Source organism: Pedococcus sp. P2_F6 (assembly GCF_056403675.1).
The window spans coordinates 42457-60693 of sequence record NZ_JBFUEZ010000004.1 but is presented as its reverse complement, the minus strand read 5'-3'; the positions used below and the strand labels follow the sequence as shown (position 1 = coordinate 60693).

Genomic DNA, 18237 nt, shown 5'->3' with positions numbered 1-18237 from the left:
GCGCGGGGCAACTATGGGAAACATGTCATGAGGGCCCCGTCATGGGGCTCACCCAAATGATGGAGAGCCGCGCCCTGCGTGAGGATGGGTTCCGTCGGTTCGGTGGCGCATGGGGGCGGGCCGGTCTACGGTTTCGTCCAAGGGGCTGACGTCAGACGCACGTCCGAGGGTGAGTGGGGGGCGACATTCGCGTTCACAGGAAACACAGCAAGTCGCGGCCGGGTGGCGCTGTGGCCGATGACCTTCCTACTCCCATCATCATGGCGATGAGCCTTCGTCCGGACGGCAACACAGGCGTGCATGCGCACGTCCAGCAGCTGCGCAGCCACCTCGACAAGGACGGCATCCCGAGTCTGCTCATCACCCCCTTCTCCTGGGGCAGGCTCCTGCGGTACCCCGTCTTCGGACTTCGCCGAGTTCTGCTGGACCCACTGAGTCAGCCAGCCGGCATCCTCTGGTATCGACACTGGCACGAGGTCTTCCTGCGGAACGCCTTGCGGCGTACCCTCACCCAAACCGGTGCCTGTGTTGTCTACGCTCAGGATCCGCTGGCGGCGCGGGCGGCACTTCGCGCGCGACGCGGATCGCATCAGCAGGTGGTCCTCGTCGTGCACTTCCGCATCTCCCAGGCCGACGAGGTCGCGGACGGCGGAGGCATCAAACGCGGTGGACGGGTGTTTCGATCAATCCGGGAGGTGGAGAGGCGGACGATCCCACGCACCGATCGAATCGTGTACGTGTCTCGATGGGGCCGGGACGCCCTGTTCGGCTGGTTGCCAGACGCGGCGGCGGTCCCATCGACGATCATGGGCAACTTCGTAGAGCCGTTGCCCACAGGTCGGCGCGAGGAACCGTGGGCCGACCTGGTCACTACCGGGAGGCTGGAACCCGCCAAGAATCAGCGATTTCTCCTCGAGGTGCTCGCGCACGCTCGACAGGACGGGCACGCCCTCACCCTGGACCTGTTCGGCGACGGCCCGTCGCGCGAGGAGCTGGAGCTGCTGGCGACAAAGTTGGGCGTCGAGCACCAGGTGAGGTTCCGGGGTTTTCGGTCGGATGTGCGGGAGTTCCTCCCGGACTACCGGGTGTACGTGCACGCCTCGAACTCCGAGTCCCTGCCCATCGCCATCATTGAGGCGATGGCCGCCGGCCTGCCCATCGTGGCCGGAGACAGCGGGGGAATTGCCGAGATGTGTGACGAGGGGATCGAGGGTCGGTTCTGGCCGCTGGACGATCCCGCTGAGGCAGCGGCCGTACTCATGCGCTGCCTGGACGACGAACCAGCGCGACTCCACATGGCCGCGGCGGCCCGAGACAGGTTCCGAAGGGACTACGACGCAGCCGTCGTCGCCCCCCGGCTCTATGCATTCCTGCTAGGCGTCCCCGTGAAGGCGGTTGAGGAAACTGACCGTGGCTCGTTGTGACACCCGACGTCAGACACCGCCCGCCTTGTAGTAGCCGCTCAGGCACCACCACTCAGCCCGACGCGCGGCGGCAGCGGGGAGGACGAACGGCTGGAGGTAGGGCATGACTCGCGGCCCGATCCGCTGACGAAGCTTGAGCGCGCGGTACATCGGCATCTGTCTCGCGGCCGGCCAGACGTCCAGGGCGAATGCGACGAGCTCATCGACCGGAGTCTGACCAGCACATCCGCGGTCGAAGGCGCGGACGGCCACGAAGAGCGCCTTCCAGGCCAGTTTCCGATGCACCAAGTCTGACAGGTGAGGACCATCGGACAAGTGAGAGCCGCAGCGCAGTAGCACTGACTCATAGGCCAGCCGCAGCTGTTCGAGGTCTGGCACCGGGCTGTAGCTCCTCGACATGTTCTGTGCATGCCTTCGGTAGTACGCCTGTTCGACTCCGCGAAGAAAGCCCACATCCGACACAGCCGCCAGGCGTAGCCACATCTCCAGGTCTCCGGTGTGTGGGAGCCGTAGGTCATACCCACCGACGCGCTTCTGCACTGCGGTGCGCACGACAACTTCGGGCGACGAGATGTCGTTCTCCGCTTGGCGAAATCGCCGTTCCAGCCAGTCCTCGCCAGGCCAGACCGACGAGCCCCGAAGCCTGGTTCGTGCTCGTGGCAGCTGTGCGCCGTCACTGAACTCCAGGACGTTGCCGTAGACGAAACCGACATTCGGGTTGGCGTCCAACAACTTCACGGCACGCGCCAGAGATCCCGGGGTGAGGCGGTCATCCGCCGACATGAGTACCGAGTAATCGCCGTCAGCCCACTCGAGAAGGCCCTCGTTGTAGGTGGCGATGTGGCCTTGGTTCACGGTGTGGAGAACCACCTCCAACCGTGGTTCCCGAGCCGCCAGCTCCATGGCGACCTCGCCGCTGTCGTCGGGCGATGCATCATCGATGATCAGTACTCGGACGTCGGTGCCCGGCTGGTCGTCCAGGACGCTCCGCACCGCCTCCTCGAGGAAGTGGCCGTACTTGTAGCAAGGAATAACGACGCTCACCGCGCTCATCTCTTGCCCCTTCGGTCGGTCCGAGCGCGTGGCTCTTCCTCCCGCATCGATACCCCCCACCTCTCCTTGCGCCCTATGGGGTCGAAAAGACGACGTCGACCCAGTAGTTCGTGGCCTTGAAGGAGTTGGCTGGGAAGGTGCTGGCGCTGCCATAGGTGTAGACACCATTCCCGCCGCTGACGCCGTTCTTCAGGGCATGCAGGGGCGCGTTGTCGACGCCGCCCGCATTGAAGAAGTTGCTGTTGGACGCATAGCGGCCGACAGGGGCGAAGTACGAGGCCACATAGACCGTCCCGGCAGTGACGGGAACCGGGGTGGCAAAACTGACCTGCTGCCATCCCGAGGCCGTCTCACCAACGAACGTCGCTGACGCCAGCTTCACTCCGGAGGATGACCAGAGGCTACCGACATGCGTGCCAGTGTTGGACGTTCCCTTGTAGAACCTGACCCCGGTGATGGAACCGCTCACGTCAGTCTTGAACTTGACCCCGACTTCGACTGGTGTGGCGTCCGAAGTGCTCGGTGTTCCTGGGGTCGCCGTCGCCGGCCAGATGGTGCAGGCCGTACAGGTCACCGATGCCGGCACGACGGCATTCGAGGGCGCCGACGCCTGCCCCGTACCCACTGCGTTGGTGGCCGACACCCGGAACGTGTAGGTAGTGCCGTTGGTCAGTCCGTTGATCGTCGCCGTGGTCGCCGGCGGACTGCCGCTCACCGTCACCGGTGCCTGCGCAGTCGTACCGACGTACGGCGTCACGGTGTAGCTGGTGATGGCACTTCCTCCGGTCGCTGGCACCCCCCAGCTGACCACGGCTGAGGCATCTCCAGCGGTGGCCGTGACACCGGTCGGCGCGCCGGGCGAGGTTGCCGCGGTGTTGGTGAACGCCACGTCGACCCAGTAGTTGGTGGCGTTGAACGAGTTGACCGGGAAGCTGGTGGAGCTGCTGTAGGCGTAGACACCGTTGCCTCCGCTCACGCCGTCCTGGAGGGCGTGCAGCGGCTGACTGTCCACGCCGGCCGCGGCGAAGGTGCCTCCATCCCCGGCGTAGTGTCCGGCGGGGGCGAAGTACGACGCGACATAGGTCGTACCGGCCGTCACCGTTACGGGGGTGGCGAAGTTGGCCTGTTGCCAACCCGTTGCCGTCTCGTTGACGAACGTCGCCGACGCCAGCTCGCTCCCAGAGCTGGTCCAAAGGGTCCCCACGTGGGTGCCGATGTTCCCCGCACCCTTGTAGAACCGGATCCCCGTGATCGTCCCGGTCACGTCCGCCTTGAACTTCACGCCGAGCTCGACCGAGGAACCGTCCGAGACGTCGTCGATGACCGGTGCCGCGGTGGAGGGCCAGATCGTGCACGGGCTGCAGTTGGGTGCCGTCGGCGTGACCGCGGATGACGCGGTCGAAGCCGGGCCAGTGCCGACTGCGTTCGTCGCGGACACCCGGAACGTGTATGCGGTGCCGTTCGTCAACCCGCTCACCGTGGTCGTCGTCGCCGGCGGGTTACCGCTCACGGTGACCGGCGCCTGGGCCGTCGTCCCGATGTACGGAGTGACCGTGTAGCCGGTGATCGGGCTGCCACCGTTGGACGGCGCGGTCCAGCTCACCGACGCGTCACCGTTCCCCGCAGTAGCCGTCACGCTGGTCGGTGCCCCAGGAGCCGTGGGCGCAGTCGGGGTGACCGCGTTGGACGGTGTGGACGCGGGGCCTGTGCCGGCCGAGTTGGTCGCCGACACCGTGAACGTGTACGCCGTGCCGTTCGTCAACCCGCTCACCGTGGTCGTCGTCGCCGGCGGGCTACCGCTCACCGTGACCGGCGACTGAGCCGTCGTCCCGATGTACGGAGTGATGGTGTAGCCGGTGATCGCGCTGCCACCGTTCGACGGCGCGGTCCAGCTGACCGACGCCGATCCCGTGCCAGCAGTGGCGGTCACGTTGCCGGGGGCGCCAGGGGCGGTGGCCGCGGCGCTGGTCAGGGCGACGTCGACCCAGTAGTTGGTGGCGTTGAACGAGTTGGCGGGGAAGCTGCTCGAGGCACCGTAGGAGTAGACGCCGTTGCCTCCGCTGACCCCGTTGGCGAGCGCATTCAACGGCACGTTGTCGACCCCGACCGCCGCGAAGTAGCCTCCATCCCCGGCGTATCGACCGACCGGGGCGAAGTACGACGCGATGTAGACGGTGTTCGCTGTCACCGCGACGGGCGTCGCGAAGTTGGCCTGTTGCCAACCAGATGCGGTCTCGTTGACGAACGTCGCCGTCGCGAGCTTCGTGCCTGAGGCCGTCCACAAGTTGGCGATGTGGGTGCCGGTGTTGGTCGAGCCTTTGTAGAACCGGATCCCCGTGATCGACCCGTCCACATCCGCCGTGAACTTCACGCCCAGCTCCACCGAAGACGTGTCAGCGACATTGGGGTTGACCGGTGCCGCGGTGGAGGGCCAGATAGTGCACGGGCTGCAACTGGGTGCCGTCGGCGTGACCGCGGATGATGCTGTCGACGCCGGGCCAGTGCCGACTGCGTTCGTCGCCGACACCCGGAACGTGTATGCCGTGCCGTTCGTCAACCCGCTCACCGTGGTCGTCGTCGCCGGCGGGTTACCGCTCACGGTGACCGGCGCCTGGGCCGTCGTCCCGATGTACGGGGTGACCGTGTAGCCGGTGATCGGGCTGCCACCGTTGGACGGCGCGGTCCAGCTCACCGACGCGTCACCGTTCCCCGCAGTAGCCGTCACGTTGGTCGGTGCCCCAGGAGCAGTTGCCGCGTTCGGGGTTACGGAGTTCGACCCAGCCGACGCGGGGCCCGTGCCTACCGAGTTGGTGGCCGACACCGTGAACGTGTACGCCGTGCCGTTCGTCAGGCCGGACACGGTCGCTGTGGTCGCCGGTGGGCTACCGCTCACCGTGACCGGGGTCTGCGCAGTCGTCCCGATGTACGGAGTGATGGTGTAGCCGGTGATCGCGCTGCCACCGTTCGACGGCGCGGTCCAGCTGACCGACGCCGATCCGCTGCCAGCAGTGGCGGTCACGTTGGTGGGAGCGCTCGGAGCGGTTGCTGCAGATGGTGTGACAGCGTTCGACGGGGACGACGCCAGACCGGCACCTACGGCGTTGGTCGCGGACACCGTGAACGTGTAGGCGGTGCCGTTGGTCAGTCCCGTCACGGTCGCCGTCGTCGCCGGCGGGCTACCGCTCACGGTGACTGGGGTCTGGGCGGTTGCCCCGATATAGGGGGTCACGGTGTAACGCGTGATCGCGCTGCCACCGTTCGACGGCGCCGTCCAGCTCACCGTCGCCGCCCCACTGCCCGCGATGGCTGTCACGCTGCCGGGCGCGGCCGGAACGGTCGCCACGGTGTTGGTGAACATCACGTCCACCCAGTAGTTCTCCGAGCGGTAGGTGTTCGTCGGGAACAATGGGCTGGTCCCGTAGATGTAGACGCCGTTTCCTCCACTTACCCCGTCCTGCAGTGCGTGCAGAGGCCCGCGGTCGACACCTGATGCGGCGAAGAAGTCGTCTTCTCCGGGATAGTGGCCGTTGGGGGCGAGGTACGACGCGACGTACACGGTGCCGGCCGTGACCGTGACAGGAGTGGCAAAGGTGGCTTGCTGCCACCCGGACGCCGTCTCACCAGTGAAGGTCACGGACCCCAGGTTCGTCCCGGACGACGTCCACAAAGAGCCGACGTGGGTGCCAGTGTTGGTGCTGGCCTTGTAGAAGCGGATACCCGTGATCTGCCCGTTGACGTCCGCCTTGAACTTGACGCCCACCGATATCGAGCTCGAGTCGTTGTCGTCGGGAGCCGTCGGAGCCGCAGTCGCGGGCCAGATCGTGCAGGGGGTGCACACCAGGGCGACCGGAGTGGCCGCGTTCGAGGGCGTCGACGCTGGGCCGGCACCGACCGCGTTGATCGCGGCCACCGTGAACGTGTAGGTCGTGCCGTTGGTGAGTCCGTCGACGGTGGCGTCCGTGTCTCCCGCGGTGCCAGTCACCGTGGTGGGTGTCTGCGGGACTGAGCCGACGTAGGGGGTGATCGTGTAACCAGTGATCGGGCTGCCGCCGTCCGAGGGGATGTTCCAGCTCACCTTGACCGTGCCATCGCCAGGCGTGGCGGTGACGGCGGTCGGCGCACCCGGCACCGATGCCGGCCCAGCGTTCGGGGTGAACATCACGTCGACCCAGTAGTTGCGCGCACCAGCGCTCGAGTTCGGGAAGGCACTCGTGGTGGTATTCCGGAAAACGCCGTTGGTGGTGGTCCCGGAGTTGCGTAGCGCGTGCAGTGGTGGGCTGTCCACTCGGCTGTACGAGTACGGGTCAGGGGATGGGTTCAGATACATGTAGCCGTCGTCCTGCGCGGCGTGCCCGGAAGGCGCGAAGTAGCTCGCCACGTAGGTGCTGTTCGCATTGATCTGGACGGGGGTGGCGAAGGTGACCTGCTGCCAGCCCGACGCAGTCTCACCGGTGAACGTCGCGCCCGCCAGCTTGGTGCCCGCCGAAGTCCAGAGGTTGCCGATGTGGGTTCCAGTGTTGGTGGTCCCCTTGTAGAAGCGGATACCAGTGACGGAGCCGGAGACGTCCGACTTGAACTTGACGCCGACCTCGACCGCAGTGGCGACACCGGAGTCAGTGCGAGTCGGGGCTGCCCCTGCGCCCCAGATCGAGCAGGTGCAACCGATGTTCAGCAGTCTCCCGGCCGACGGCGTCTCGAGGTTGCCACTGTCGTCCACCGCTCGCGTCTTGATGGTGGTGCTGGGGTAGCCGTGGGCCACCCAGGAGTAGGTCCAACTGGTAGTGCCGGTGGCCGGGTGCCAGGTGTTCCCACCATCGGTCGAGACCTCGACACCAGCCACCACGCCTCCGGTGTCTGTGGCCGTCCCGCTGATGGTGATCTTCCCCCCGTCCCCCACCGTCGCGCCGCTGGCAGGCGAGGTGATCGTCGAGCTGGGAGCGGTGACGTCGCTGGAACCCGTCGCGACGGTCAGCCCGGCGATGACGGCATACGGTTGCACACCCATGTCGGCGAAGAGGTTCACGGTGGCCTGTTGCATGTTCCTGTCAGGCCCACCACCCGCGGGGTCGAGACCCCATGGCCATTGCACGGTTCCGGCACCGAAGACCAGGGCCCCGCTCGGCGCACGGTAGAGCGTCAGGTTGTGCGTTGCGGTGGAGTTGGTCTTGACGGTGCTGCCGTAGTCGGTGAACACCTCAGCCGTCGTGGACGTGGTCGCTGACAACCGGAAAGCTCCTGCTGGCCTGAATCCGTTGTCGACGTCCGCGTCCCACTCGTACCCGAGCGTCCCCAACCCGGCGCCGAGGGTTAGCGTCTGGCCGGAGCCGAGGCCCGCGACGGCAGTGTTCCGCCAGAACCGAAGCTTGGAGTAGGCCACAGGCACCTTGATGTCCGTAGATCCGGAGTTCACGAGGAACTGCTGGCCGGTGAGCGCGTTCTGCGGCTTGCCACCGTCGCCGGGTGGGCTGAAGCGTGGATCCTGCCACGTTCCCGTCCAGGCAACCGGGTCGTTCGACGCGTCGTAGTGCGTGTCCTTGTAGCAGACCAGGGTGCGGTTGGCCGTGCCTGTGCCGTCCACGCTCGGCTCGAGGCGTGTCTTCCAGAACACCTCGTTGCCGCTGAAGAAGGCCAGGCTGACGCCGCCGTCGCGGGCCGCCTCGACGTTGGCGCGCTGCGTGCCGGTCCAGTACTCGTCGTGACCCACCGACAGGAACGCTTTGTGCTGGGCCAGAACAGAGGTGGCTCCGGGCAGCGACATGTCCAGACCGGAGGTGTACGACACGTCGTACCCGTTGGCCTCGAGGAACCGGATCATCGGGTACTCGCTGTACATGAGCCAACTGCGCCCCGAGTCGTCCACCGCGGAGTTGAAGGGACGGTTGTAGGACACCTTCGACGCGCCCTTGTAAGCGGCCGGGCTCCCCGTCGGGCAGTTGACCGTGCCGCAGGTGTACAGGCTGTTGCCGCCGTAGGTGTTGTAGGCCTGCCAGGTTTCGTCCGAGGTCTGGAACAGCATGTCGGAGTGGCTGGAGTCGTCCCGGACGACGAAGACGATGTGGCTCTCCGTCCCCCCTGTGCCCATCAGGTGCGCGATGTAGACCCCGGACACTGCGGTAGCCGGCACAGCCCACGAGGCGGACACAGCCCAGTTCCCACAGTCGATCAGACCAGTGGAGTCCGGAACGCTGACGCAGGTCGGCTGTGTCTGCGGCTGGGTGGCGCTGGGGGTCAGACCCGCGGCGATTTTCCGCGCACCGTTGCCCTGGTAGTAGCCGAGCCGCAGGACGTCGAAGGTGTAGCTGCTCACGGTCGACTTGATCTTGAACTGGATCGTCTCGCCGGGCTGGACGCTCATCTTCGTGGCGAAGCCCTGGAGTGACGCCGAGCCCGAGCCACTGATACTCCAGTCGCTGGAGGGAGTACCCGTCTTGGTGTTCTCGCAGGCGACGACCTTGATTGGCGCCTCGCACGGTCCGGCGGCCGCCGCGGGGCCTGCCGCCACCACCAGCACGGGCACCGGAAGCGCGACCATCAGGGTCGCGACCAGCGCGGCGACCCAGCCCTTGCGCCGGGCTGGCGCGCGGTGGTGACGGCGGTTCATGACCGGACCGTCCGGCCGGCAGCGACAGCCTCACGCTGCGGCTGCCACCACTCGACGAGCTCGCGCAGGCCGTCCTCGAGCTCGACCTCGGCTTCGAAGCTCAGGTCACGGCGGGCAGCGGACGTCGCGGCCAGACGCCGGGTGACGCCGTTGACCGCGCGATCCTCGCCGTGCTCCACGCACAGGTCGGAGTCCATCGCTCGCAGGAGTGCCTCCGCGAGGCCGAGGAGACTGGTCTCGGTGCCACTCGCGATGTTGTAGACACCCTCTCGGACGTCACTCGAGGCCGCCAGGAGGTTGGCCCGCGCGATGTCCAGCGTGAAGACGAAGTCCATGGTCTGCTGCCCGTCGCCGAAGATGAGAGGAGGCTGCCCGTCGGCGATGCGCTCCATCCAGCGGACCAGCACCTCCGTGTAGAGGCCGTGGACGTCCATCCGCGGCCCGTAGACGTTGAAGTACCGGAGGCCGACGTAGTCGAGCCCGGTCATCGCTCGGAAGCTGCGCACCATGCCCTCGTTGAACGACTTGGCGGCGCCGTAGAACGTGTCGTTGTTGTGGTGGTGGTGGCGCTCGTCCGTGGGGAACGACTCCGCCAGCCCGTAGACCGAGGCGGATGAGGCGAACACCAGCTTGTCGATGCGGTGCTGCGCCGCCGCCTCCAGCACGTTGAAGGTCCCGTCGACGAGGACCTCGAGGGCGAGCCTGGGCTCCTCGGCACACTGGGTGATCCGGATCGCGGCCTGGTGGAAGACGAGGTCCTTGCCGCGCGTCAGGTCGTGCACCAGGTCACGGTCACGCAGGTCGCCCTCGATCAGCGTCACCTTGCCGGAGGGCATGGCATCCGCCAGGTTCTCGTGACGCCCACGCACGAGGTTGTCGAGGACGTCGACGTGCGCCACGCCTGCGTCGATCAGCTGGTCGACGATGGTCGAGCCGATCGTTCCCGCACCCCCCGTGACGAGCACGGTGGCTCCCTCGAGGGCGCTCACCACGCACCTGCCGGACCGGCGCCCCAGGCGATCGACGCGAACTCGCGGCTCATCGGCATGCTCACCGGCGCCATGGCACCGGCGCGGCGCTGGCTCTCGGACGCGGCCTCGAGCACGGACAGCACCCTGAGGCCCGCACGGCCGTCGGTCAGCGGGGCGCGCCCCTCCGTGATCGCCGCGGCGAACTCACTGGCCATCACGCCGAGCGCCTCGCGCTCTGGGAGGGCGGGTGCGTGCATGTCGCCCAACCGGTAGTTGACGTTGACCAGCCGCTTCTCGGCGGAGTCGGCCGTGTCCGACGTGAGGTCCAGGTCGACACCTCGGTCGTAGATCGCGAGTCGCTGCTGCGGGTTGAGGTCGTCCCACACGACCGTCTGGCGGCTGCCGCCGATGACCATGTGCCGGATCTTGGTCGGGCTCAACCAGTTGACGTGAATGTTCGCGATGGCCCCGCCGGCCAGCGGCATGGTCAGGTAACCCAGGCAGGACCTGCCGTTGCCGATCGGGTCCGACCCGTGCGCGGACACCTCGAGCGGAGACAACCCCTGAGGGAGGATGAAGTCCAGGATCGACAGGTCGTGGGGAGCCAGGTCCCAGAACACGTCGACATCCGGTCGCACCAGGCCGAGGTTGATGCGCACCGAGTCGACGAAGAGGATGTCACCGAGCTCGCCACTCTGGACCAACGCCCTGAGGTGCTGGACCGCCGGCGTGTAGCAGTAGGTGTGGTCGCACATCAGCACCAGGCCGAGCTCCTCGGCCCTGGCGACCATGCGCTCGGCGTCGAGTCGCGTCGAGGCGAGTGGCTTCTCCACCAGGACGTGCTTGCCCGCCTCGAGAGCGGCGAGCGCCATCCAACAGTGGGTGTCGGCCGGCGTTGCCACAGCCACCGCGTCGACGTCCGGCCGTGCCAGCAGCGCCTCGAGCGAGGTCTCGACCTCGACCGTGCTGCGGGCGCCAATGACCCGTTCGGCGCGTTCGCGGTCGACATCGCACACCGCGACGAGGTCCCAGTCAGGGCTCCCTCGGAAGCTCCGGACCAAGTTGGGACCCCAGTACCCTGCCCCGACGACAGCGATGCGCAGCGTCATGCGACAGCTCCTCTCGATCCAGCCCGGCCTCTGTGGAAACACTGCACCGGAGTGGGCTGTGGCGACTCGTACTTTTGCGGTAGCCCACTCCTACTGCACCCGTTCGGGTGCGTTCCAGCACGTGCACTCACCTAGTACGCCCCTGTTCCGCGGAAGACCGCTCGGGCCGTGCGGAAGAGGATCTGCAGGTCGAGGGCCAGGCACCAGTTGTCCACGTACCAGAGGTCGAGCCGCAGGGACTCGTCCCACGAGAGGTCGCTGCGACCACTGACCTGCCACAGGCCCGTGAGACCCGGCTTCACCCTGAGCCGACGCACGGCGTCGGACTCGTAGCCCTGCACCTCGCGCAGCAACGGCGGACGAGGACCCACGAGCGACATCTCGCCCCTCGCCACGTTGACCAGCTGCGGCAGCTCGTCGATCGAGAACCGACGCAGCACCTTCCCGACCCGGGTCACCCTGGGGTCGGACTTCATCTTGAAGAGGACGACGTTGCCCGCATCCCCCTGCATCTGGTCCAGGCGCTGCTCGGCGTCCACGCACATCGTCCGGAACTTGAGCATCTGGAACTCTTCGCCCCGGGCGCCGACGCGGGTCTGGCGGAACAGCACCGGGCCGGGCGAGTCCAACCGGATGGCCACGGCGATGGCCGCGATGCCGGGCAGCGCCACGACCATCAGCAAAGCGGTGAGGCTCTTGTCCACGACCGACTTGACGACGCGACGGGCCCCGGACATCACGGGGCGCTCGATGTGCAGCAACGGCATTCCTGCCGTCGGTCGGATGGACAGGCGCGGACCGGCGACGCCGAGCAGGCCCGGCGACACGACCAGCTCGACGTCACGCTCCTCGAGGGACCAGGCCAGCCGACGCAGCTCCGGCCCGTGAAGGTCGGGGTCACTGGACACGGCGACGACGTCGGCGTCGAACAGGTCGACCGCCGACATGGCCTCCTCGGGGTAGCCGAAGACCGGCACACCCTCCACCTCGGAGCGACTGTCGCCACTCAGGTCGAGGCCGGAGACGCACGCCGCGACAACGCGCAGGCCCTGCTCCGGCGCCCGCCTGATCTCGCGGATCATGGGCAGCACCGACTTCGCGTTCCCGATGATGACGGTCGCCTGGGTCTCCTCACCGGACGCGCGCCGCCGGTAGAGGTCGCCGCGGACCACCTTGCGGGAGCAGAGGCCGAGGACGAAGAGCGACGAGGCTGCGACCAGGCTGGCCATCCGGGGCACCTGGACGTCCGCCGCATAGGAGAGGAACGCGGCAGCCCCGATGAGGTAGACCGCCGACCGCATCACCGCCCGGTACTCCTCCGGACCCGAGCCGGCGAAGCGGCGCTCGTAGCCGTGCGACAGTGCGAGCACCCCGAGCCACAGGACGGGGAGGGCCACCAGGACCACGACCCGCTCCAGGGCAGGACGGTCCTGCATGGCCACCACGGTCGTGAAGATGGCGGTGGCAGTGGCCACGGTGAGGTCGCCGAGGATGGCGCGTCGCCGATAGGCGACGTTCCACGAGAGACGCTTGACAGGCGCTTGAGGCGCTTCCGTCGTCCGGTCGGTCTCGCGCGGCTGCCCCAAGGAGACAGCACGCCGAAGGCGTCGGGACAGGCCTGTGCCCGTCACCGCCTCGGCGTACTCCGTCATACCCATCTGGTGCCGTCCTGCCCCTGCAATCTCCGCCATGACCCTCTCCCCCGGACCCACCTTCAGAGGGCACCGTAGACCCGCAACGCGGACCTCCGACAGCCCCCAGAGGAGTCATCTGCACCCTGTGAAATAGGTTAGGGCTCAACGGATTTCGTCAACTACACCGCGCAGGCGAGGGTGGCCTAGACAGGTCAACTACGACGCTGGGCGTAGCCGTCTCATCCGGTTGATGGAGCCGTCTGGGGGCCGTTCGCATCGCCACCTTCCAGACGGTTCCGACAGCGTCCATTCGCCATCGTGTGCGATGCGGACACAGCTGCCTGCGGGACCCGACGTGGGGCCCGACGGAAGGCCCGAGACTAGTCAGGGACTAGTCAGTGACCATTTCTTGCTCGCGGCCCAGAGCCCGCGCCGGAACACCCGCCCAGACCTCGCCGGCAGGCAGGTCGCGAACCAGGACCGCCCCCATGCCCAGGGTGCTCTCGGCGCCCACCGTCACCTTCTCGCGGACGCTCGAGGCCATGCCGAGGTAGGCGGCGCGTCCCACGCGCACGCTGCCGCCCAGCGTCACCCCTGCGCAGAGGGTGGCGAAGTCCTCGATGACGTCATCGTGGGTCAGAGTGACGCCGGGCATCACGACCACGTGGCGTCCCACGACCACCGCCGCCGTGAGGACCGATCCGGCCAGGACGACCGAGCCTGCTCCGATCGTGCAGGACTCGGGCACGGACACGGACGGATGCACGATGGTGGCGAAGCGGTCGTCCCCGACGCCCAGGTCTCTCAGCCGCCCGGCCAGCCGCTCGCGCACCACACCACGTCCGGCGCACAGAACCAACTGGCGATCATCCTGCGCTGCAACGGAATCCAGTCCACCCAGCACCTTGAGCCAGCCGCCCGCCAGCGACCCCCAGCGCGACTCGTCGTCGTCGACGCAGCCCTCGACGCGCATTCCGCAGGCACGCGCGGCCTCGGCGGCTTCCAGTGCGAGGCCGCTTGCCGCGACGAGGATCAGTTCCTTGCCCACCCCGTCACCGTAGATGGACTGCTCCGCACCGCGCAGCCACAACCGTCAGACCCGCGACCTCAGGCCGGGCTGTGGAACTTCTGCTGGGCCGCGACCAGACCGTGCGCGACGACCATCTCGACGGCATCCGCGGCCTCGTCCAGCAGGAACGGCAGCTCCTTGCGCTCGACGGTCCCGAAGTCGCGGAGCACGAAGTCGGCCGGGTCCATCCGGCCGGGCGGGCGGCCGATCCCGACCCGGACCCGCAGGTAGTCCTTGGTGCCGAGGGCGGAGCTGATCGAGCGCAGCCCGTTGTGGCCGCCCTCTCCCCCGCCCTTCTTGAGCCGGACGTCGCCGGCAGGGATGTCGAGCTCGTCGTGGACGACGAGGAGCCGGTCGACCTCCACGGAGAAGAAGCTCATCAGCGCCTTGACCGGTCCACCCGACTCGTTCATGTATGACGAGGGGACAGCGACGACGGCGGCCGGTCCGGGTGCCCCGCCGGGAAGCATGCCGATCCGCACCGTGGCAGCAGCAGCGCGGGCCTTGTGTGCTGAGAGCTTCGAGCCGCTGCGCGAGGCGAGCTCGTCGACCACCATGGCGCCCACGTTGTGCCGGTTCCCGGCGTACTTGGGACCGGGGTTTCCGAGGCCCACCACGAGCCAGGTGCCGTCGTCACTCACGGGGCGCAAGTATGCCGGAAGGCCAGGTCCCCATGAACCACGCAGGGGACCTGGCCTTCCGGCATACAACGGTGAGCGGGACTCAGGCGTCCTCGGACTCGGCCTTCTCGCCCTCGGGGGCCTCGCCCTCGGCACCCTCGGCAGCTTCGCCCTCGGCGGCCTCGGCGTCGCCGGGCGCCTCGTGCTCGATGCCGGCCTCGGCCTCTGCCTCGGCCATCTCGGCGTCCAGCGCCTCCTGCGAGATCTGCTGGGTGATGTTGACGACCAGGGTGTCCGCGTCGACGACGAGGGTGGACCCGGCCGGGAGCTGGAGGTCGGACGCCTTGATCTGCGTGCCGGCCTCGAGGCCCTCGACGGAGACGACGACGTTCTCCGGGATGTGGGTGGCCTCGACCTCGAGCTGGACGGTCTGGGCGTCGACGGTGACGATGGTCTCGGGAGCGGCCTCGCCCTCGATGTGGACCGGGATGTCGACGGTGACCTTCTCGCCCTTGCGGACGACGACGAGGTCGATGTGCTCGATGACCGGCTTGATCGGGTCGCGCTGCACGTCCTTGGCCAGGGCCAGCTGCTCGTTGCCGTCGATGACGATCGTGAGCAGGGCGTTGGCGACCTTCAGGGCCATCATCGTGTCGTGGCCCGGGAGGGTGATGTGCACGGGCTCGGCTCCGTGGCCGTACATGACGGCGGGGATCTTGTGGTCGCGGCGAATCTTGCGGGCAGCGCCCTTGCCGAACTGCGTGCGCGTCTCTGCGACGAGCTTGTTGTCAGACACGGAAATCTCCTGTGCGGTGGGGGACTCGAGGATGCGGTGGGCCTCGACGCGGGGCGCAGCACGGAGACCACACCGCGTCGAATTACGGACGTGACCGGCCCCCAGGTGGTGGCAGCCGTGCAGTGTCCCTCGCCGAGGCAACCCGCAGAGTCTAGGCGACGCCTGCCGGGAGTGGGAAATCCGCCTCGTCGACCGCCGCGGTGGCCCTGGCTGCGCGGTCACGACGCAGCTCCCCGAGCCGGACCGCAACCACCCCACCGACGATGCAGACGCCACCGGCCAGCTGCATCATGCCCGGGAGCTCGTCGAGTAGAACCCACGCGAAGAGCACGGCGAAGAGCACCTCCGTCAGGCCCACGAACGAGGCGACCGTCGAACCCAGCACCCGGGCCGCCGTCACCCCGAGCAGGTATGCCGCGGCGGCCGCGATGAGAGCCAGCTCACCGATCGCGACCCACCACGGGGCCTCCCGGCCCATCAGCTCGACCGGAGCCGAGGCGAAGGTGAGGGGGATGACGCCGACGGCACCCAGCACGCCGAGGGCGACCGCACCCGCACCCATCCCGAGACCCGCGAGGGCGACTGGCGGCAGGCTGCTCTCCTCGGCGGCAAGGACGAAGAAGGTGGCCAGCCCGGTGGCGGCGACCAGCCCCCACGCGACCCCGACGAGGTCGGGGCGAGCCTGCCCGGAGAGGTCGAGGACCAGCACGAGGCCGAGGATCGCGAGGACGACGCCCAACCCCGTCAGGGCGCTGGGCGCCCTCCGGGTGCGCAGCCAGACCCAGAGGACGACGAGCACCACCCCGAGGTACTCCAGCAGGAGCGCGACACCCACGTCGAGCCGCTGCACGGCGTAGAAGTAGGCCACCTGGCAGCCGGCCACGGCGACAGCCCCGTAGGCGAGGACCGCCGGCAGGTTCTCGCGGACGAGTGACCACCGCCCGCGCAGGGCGAGGAAGGTTGGCACCGCCAGGACGAGCGTGGCTCCCGCGACGCGGAGCAGCACGATGGCCCCGGAGCTCCAGCCCTCGACCAGCAGGGACTTGGCGAACGGCCCGCTGCTGCCGAAGGTCGCGGCGGACGCGAGGGCGAGCCAGAGGCCGAAGCCCGTCGACCGTGTCCTCATGACCTCACTCCGTCCACATCCACCAACCGTAACCAGCAAACCGTCTTATACTCCTGACAGTAGTGATCGGTACCGACAGGAGTCAAGATGCTGTTTGCCCATGACACGGAGGTGGCGCTCCGGGCGGCAGCCGCCCTGGTCAACACGGCGCCGACGCTGCCCACCGACACCGAGGACCTCGCCACGGTCGCTCACCTCGACGAGTTCGTGCGCGACTGGGAGTGGACGGGTTCGCACACGGGTGACCGCGCGGAGCTCGACGCAGTTCGTGAGCTGCGCCCGCGGTTGCGGCAGCTCTGGACCAGCGACACCGATGAGGCGGTCGCCCTGGTCAACGCTCTGCTGGCCGAGGCGGGGGCCCTCCCCCAGCTGGTCCGACACGGCGAGTGGTCCTGGCACCTGCACGCCACGCCCCCGGAGGCGCCGCTGGCCACCCGCATGGCCGTGGAGGCCGCGATGGCAATGGTCGACGTGATCAGGGCGGACGAGCTGGCCAGGCTGAGGGTCTGCGCTGCCGAGGACTGCGAGGACGTGGTCGTCGACCTGTCCAAGAACCGCTCGAAGCGGTTCTGCGACGGAGGGTGCGGCAACCGGGCCAACGTCGCGGCATACCGAGCCCGCAAGGCCGGCGCGGAGGGCTGAGGAGGGCTGAGGAGCCACGCGGGCTGCGGGTGGAGTAGCGACGTAGGACATTGGGGCGATCCCCTTGCGGTTGTGTCTTTCTACGCTCGGTTCCCTCAGTTCCCTCCCACCCCTTCGGCAGCTTGGAGAAGTCATGCACCGCAAGGTCACCGCCCTCGTGGGGGCGGCCGCACTGGCCGTGGCAGCAGCCGTGGTCCCCGCGCTGCCGGCATCCGCAGACGCTCCGTCCGGAGCCATCTTCACGACGCTGCCCGATGGCAGCGAGGTGAACTTCAACATCTACTCGTCCAAGGACCTCGTCTACCTCGACGGCGGGCCCGGCCCCGGGGCCCCGCAGACTGCGGCGGGCCTCGACGACGGCACCTACGTCTTCCAGATCACCGATCCCTCGGGCAAGGTGCTGCTGTCGACCGACAAGGCCGTCTGTCGGCAGTTCACCGTCGCCGGCGGCATCATCACCGGCGTCGTCGCCGCCGGAGGTTGTGAGCACGTGACCGGCACGGACGTCGACCACGGCGCCAAGACCGTGAAGATGATGCCCTACCTGGACACGCCCAACAACGGTGGCGAGTACAAGGCGTGGGCCACCAAGGTCGCCGACTTCAAGGCCGGTTGTGTCGCGCTCGGGGAGAGCGACGGACTCAACGTCGTCAACTGCGGCAGCACGGGCGGCAACAAGCACGGGTTCGTCGGTGCCAACAGCAAGACGGACAACTTCAAGGTTGGGCCGGAAGTGGCGCAGGAGATCGACACGAGGTTCTTCGACGGCAACGGGCAGATCATGGACGGGATGGGGATCACCTGGACCGACACGCACGGGGCGTCGAACAAGAAGTGGTCGTACTACGCTCCCAGCCTGTCCGTGTTCCACGAGGCGCACGTCGAGAACGTCGAACAGGGCACCCACACGATCACCGTCGCCAACCAGGCAGGGTGTGTGGTCCAAGACGTGTCGACCGGCGGCAAGAGGGTTGCCAACGGCCCGACCTCGGTCGCGGTGCGCGTGACGGGCACGGCGAAGTCGTTCACCACCTTCATCGACGTGACCTGCGGCTAGGTCAGTCCCTCAGTGTGACGAACACCAGGTCGGGCGGCACCCTCGGGAGCCGCCCGACTGCTGTTGCCAGAGGTCAGCCGTGGCCGTCACTGCTCTCAGGCGTGGCCGTCACTGCTCTCAGGCGTGGCCATCACT

General features: G+C 68.0%; 13 protein-coding genes. 4 read left to right on the top strand and 9 right to left on the bottom strand.

Features of this window, described 5'->3' with window-relative positions; all coding sequences use genetic code 11:
• Positions 1 to 84 precede the first annotated feature (84 nt).
• Positions 85 to 270 (top strand): Rv2993c-like domain-containing protein, encoded by a 186-nt coding sequence (locus tag AC1DWP_RS11880; RefSeq protein WP_477615296.1) that lies wholly within the window; start codon positions 85 to 87, stop codon positions 268 to 270.
• Entirely contained in the window at positions 261 to 1424 is a 1164-nt protein-coding gene (locus AC1DWP_RS11875; protein WP_477614682.1) for a glycosyltransferase family 4 protein, read from the top strand. The genes AC1DWP_RS11880 and AC1DWP_RS11875 overlap by 10 nt, the downstream gene beginning before the upstream one ends.
• A 9-nt stretch (positions 1425 to 1433) precedes the next feature.
• On the opposite strand, the gene AC1DWP_RS11870 is transcribed toward AC1DWP_RS11875, so the two are convergent.
• From AC1DWP_RS11870 to AC1DWP_RS11830, 9 genes are all read right to left on the bottom strand, one after another.
• Positions 1434 to 2537 (bottom strand): glycosyltransferase family 2 protein, encoded by a 1104-nt coding sequence (locus tag AC1DWP_RS11870; protein ID WP_477614681.1) that lies wholly within the window; start codon positions 2535 to 2537, stop codon positions 1434 to 1436.
• 13 nt (positions 2538 to 2550) lie between these two features.
• Positions 2551 to 9078, bottom strand: a complete 6528-nt coding sequence (locus tag AC1DWP_RS11865; RefSeq protein ID WP_477614680.1) for a DUF4082 domain-containing protein — start codon at positions 9076 to 9078, stop codon at positions 2551 to 2553.
• Entirely contained in the window at positions 9075 to 10067 is a 993-nt protein-coding gene (locus tag AC1DWP_RS11860) for an NAD-dependent epimerase/dehydratase family protein (RefSeq protein WP_477614679.1), read from the bottom strand. The genes AC1DWP_RS11865 and AC1DWP_RS11860 overlap by 4 nt, the downstream gene beginning before the upstream one ends.
• Positions 10064 to 11158, bottom strand: a complete 1095-nt coding sequence (locus AC1DWP_RS11855) for a Gfo/Idh/MocA family protein (protein ID WP_477614678.1) — start codon at positions 11156 to 11158, stop codon at positions 10064 to 10066. The genes AC1DWP_RS11860 and AC1DWP_RS11855 overlap by 4 nt, the downstream gene beginning before the upstream one ends.
• Positions 11159 to 11289: 131 nt before the next feature.
• A complete protein-coding gene (locus AC1DWP_RS11850; RefSeq protein ID WP_477614677.1) occupies positions 11290 to 12849 on the bottom strand; it encodes a sugar transferase in 1560 nt (519 codons plus the stop codon).
• Between the two features lie 334 nt (positions 12850 to 13183).
• Positions 13184 to 13840, bottom strand: coding sequence for a NeuD/PglB/VioB family sugar acetyltransferase (locus AC1DWP_RS11845; protein ID WP_477614676.1), 657 nt, complete (start codon positions 13838 to 13840; stop codon positions 13184 to 13186).
• A gap of 59 nt (positions 13841 to 13899) precedes the next feature.
• Positions 13900 to 14502, bottom strand: coding sequence for an aminoacyl-tRNA hydrolase (pth, locus tag AC1DWP_RS11840; RefSeq protein ID WP_477614675.1), 603 nt, complete (start codon positions 14500 to 14502; stop codon positions 13900 to 13902).
• Between the two features lie 82 nt (positions 14503 to 14584).
• A complete protein-coding gene (locus AC1DWP_RS11835; RefSeq protein ID WP_477614674.1) occupies positions 14585 to 15277 on the bottom strand; it encodes a 50S ribosomal protein L25/general stress protein Ctc in 693 nt (230 codons plus the stop codon).
• Positions 15278 to 15428: 151 nt separating this feature from the next.
• A complete protein-coding gene (locus AC1DWP_RS11830; protein ID WP_477614673.1) occupies positions 15429 to 16403 on the bottom strand; it encodes an EamA family transporter in 975 nt (324 codons plus the stop codon).
• A gap of 87 nt (positions 16404 to 16490) precedes the next feature.
• On the opposite strand from AC1DWP_RS11830, the gene AC1DWP_RS11825 reads away from it, so the two are divergent.
• A complete protein-coding gene (locus tag AC1DWP_RS11825) occupies positions 16491 to 17045 on the top strand; it encodes a CGNR zinc finger domain-containing protein (RefSeq protein ID WP_477614672.1) in 555 nt (184 codons plus the stop codon).
• A gap of 133 nt (positions 17046 to 17178) precedes the next feature.
• Positions 17179 to 18102: a hypothetical protein gene (locus AC1DWP_RS11820; RefSeq protein ID WP_477614671.1), complete on the top strand. Its 924-nt coding sequence runs from the start codon at positions 17179 to 17181 to the stop codon at positions 18100 to 18102.
• Positions 18103 to 18237 lie beyond the last annotated feature (135 nt).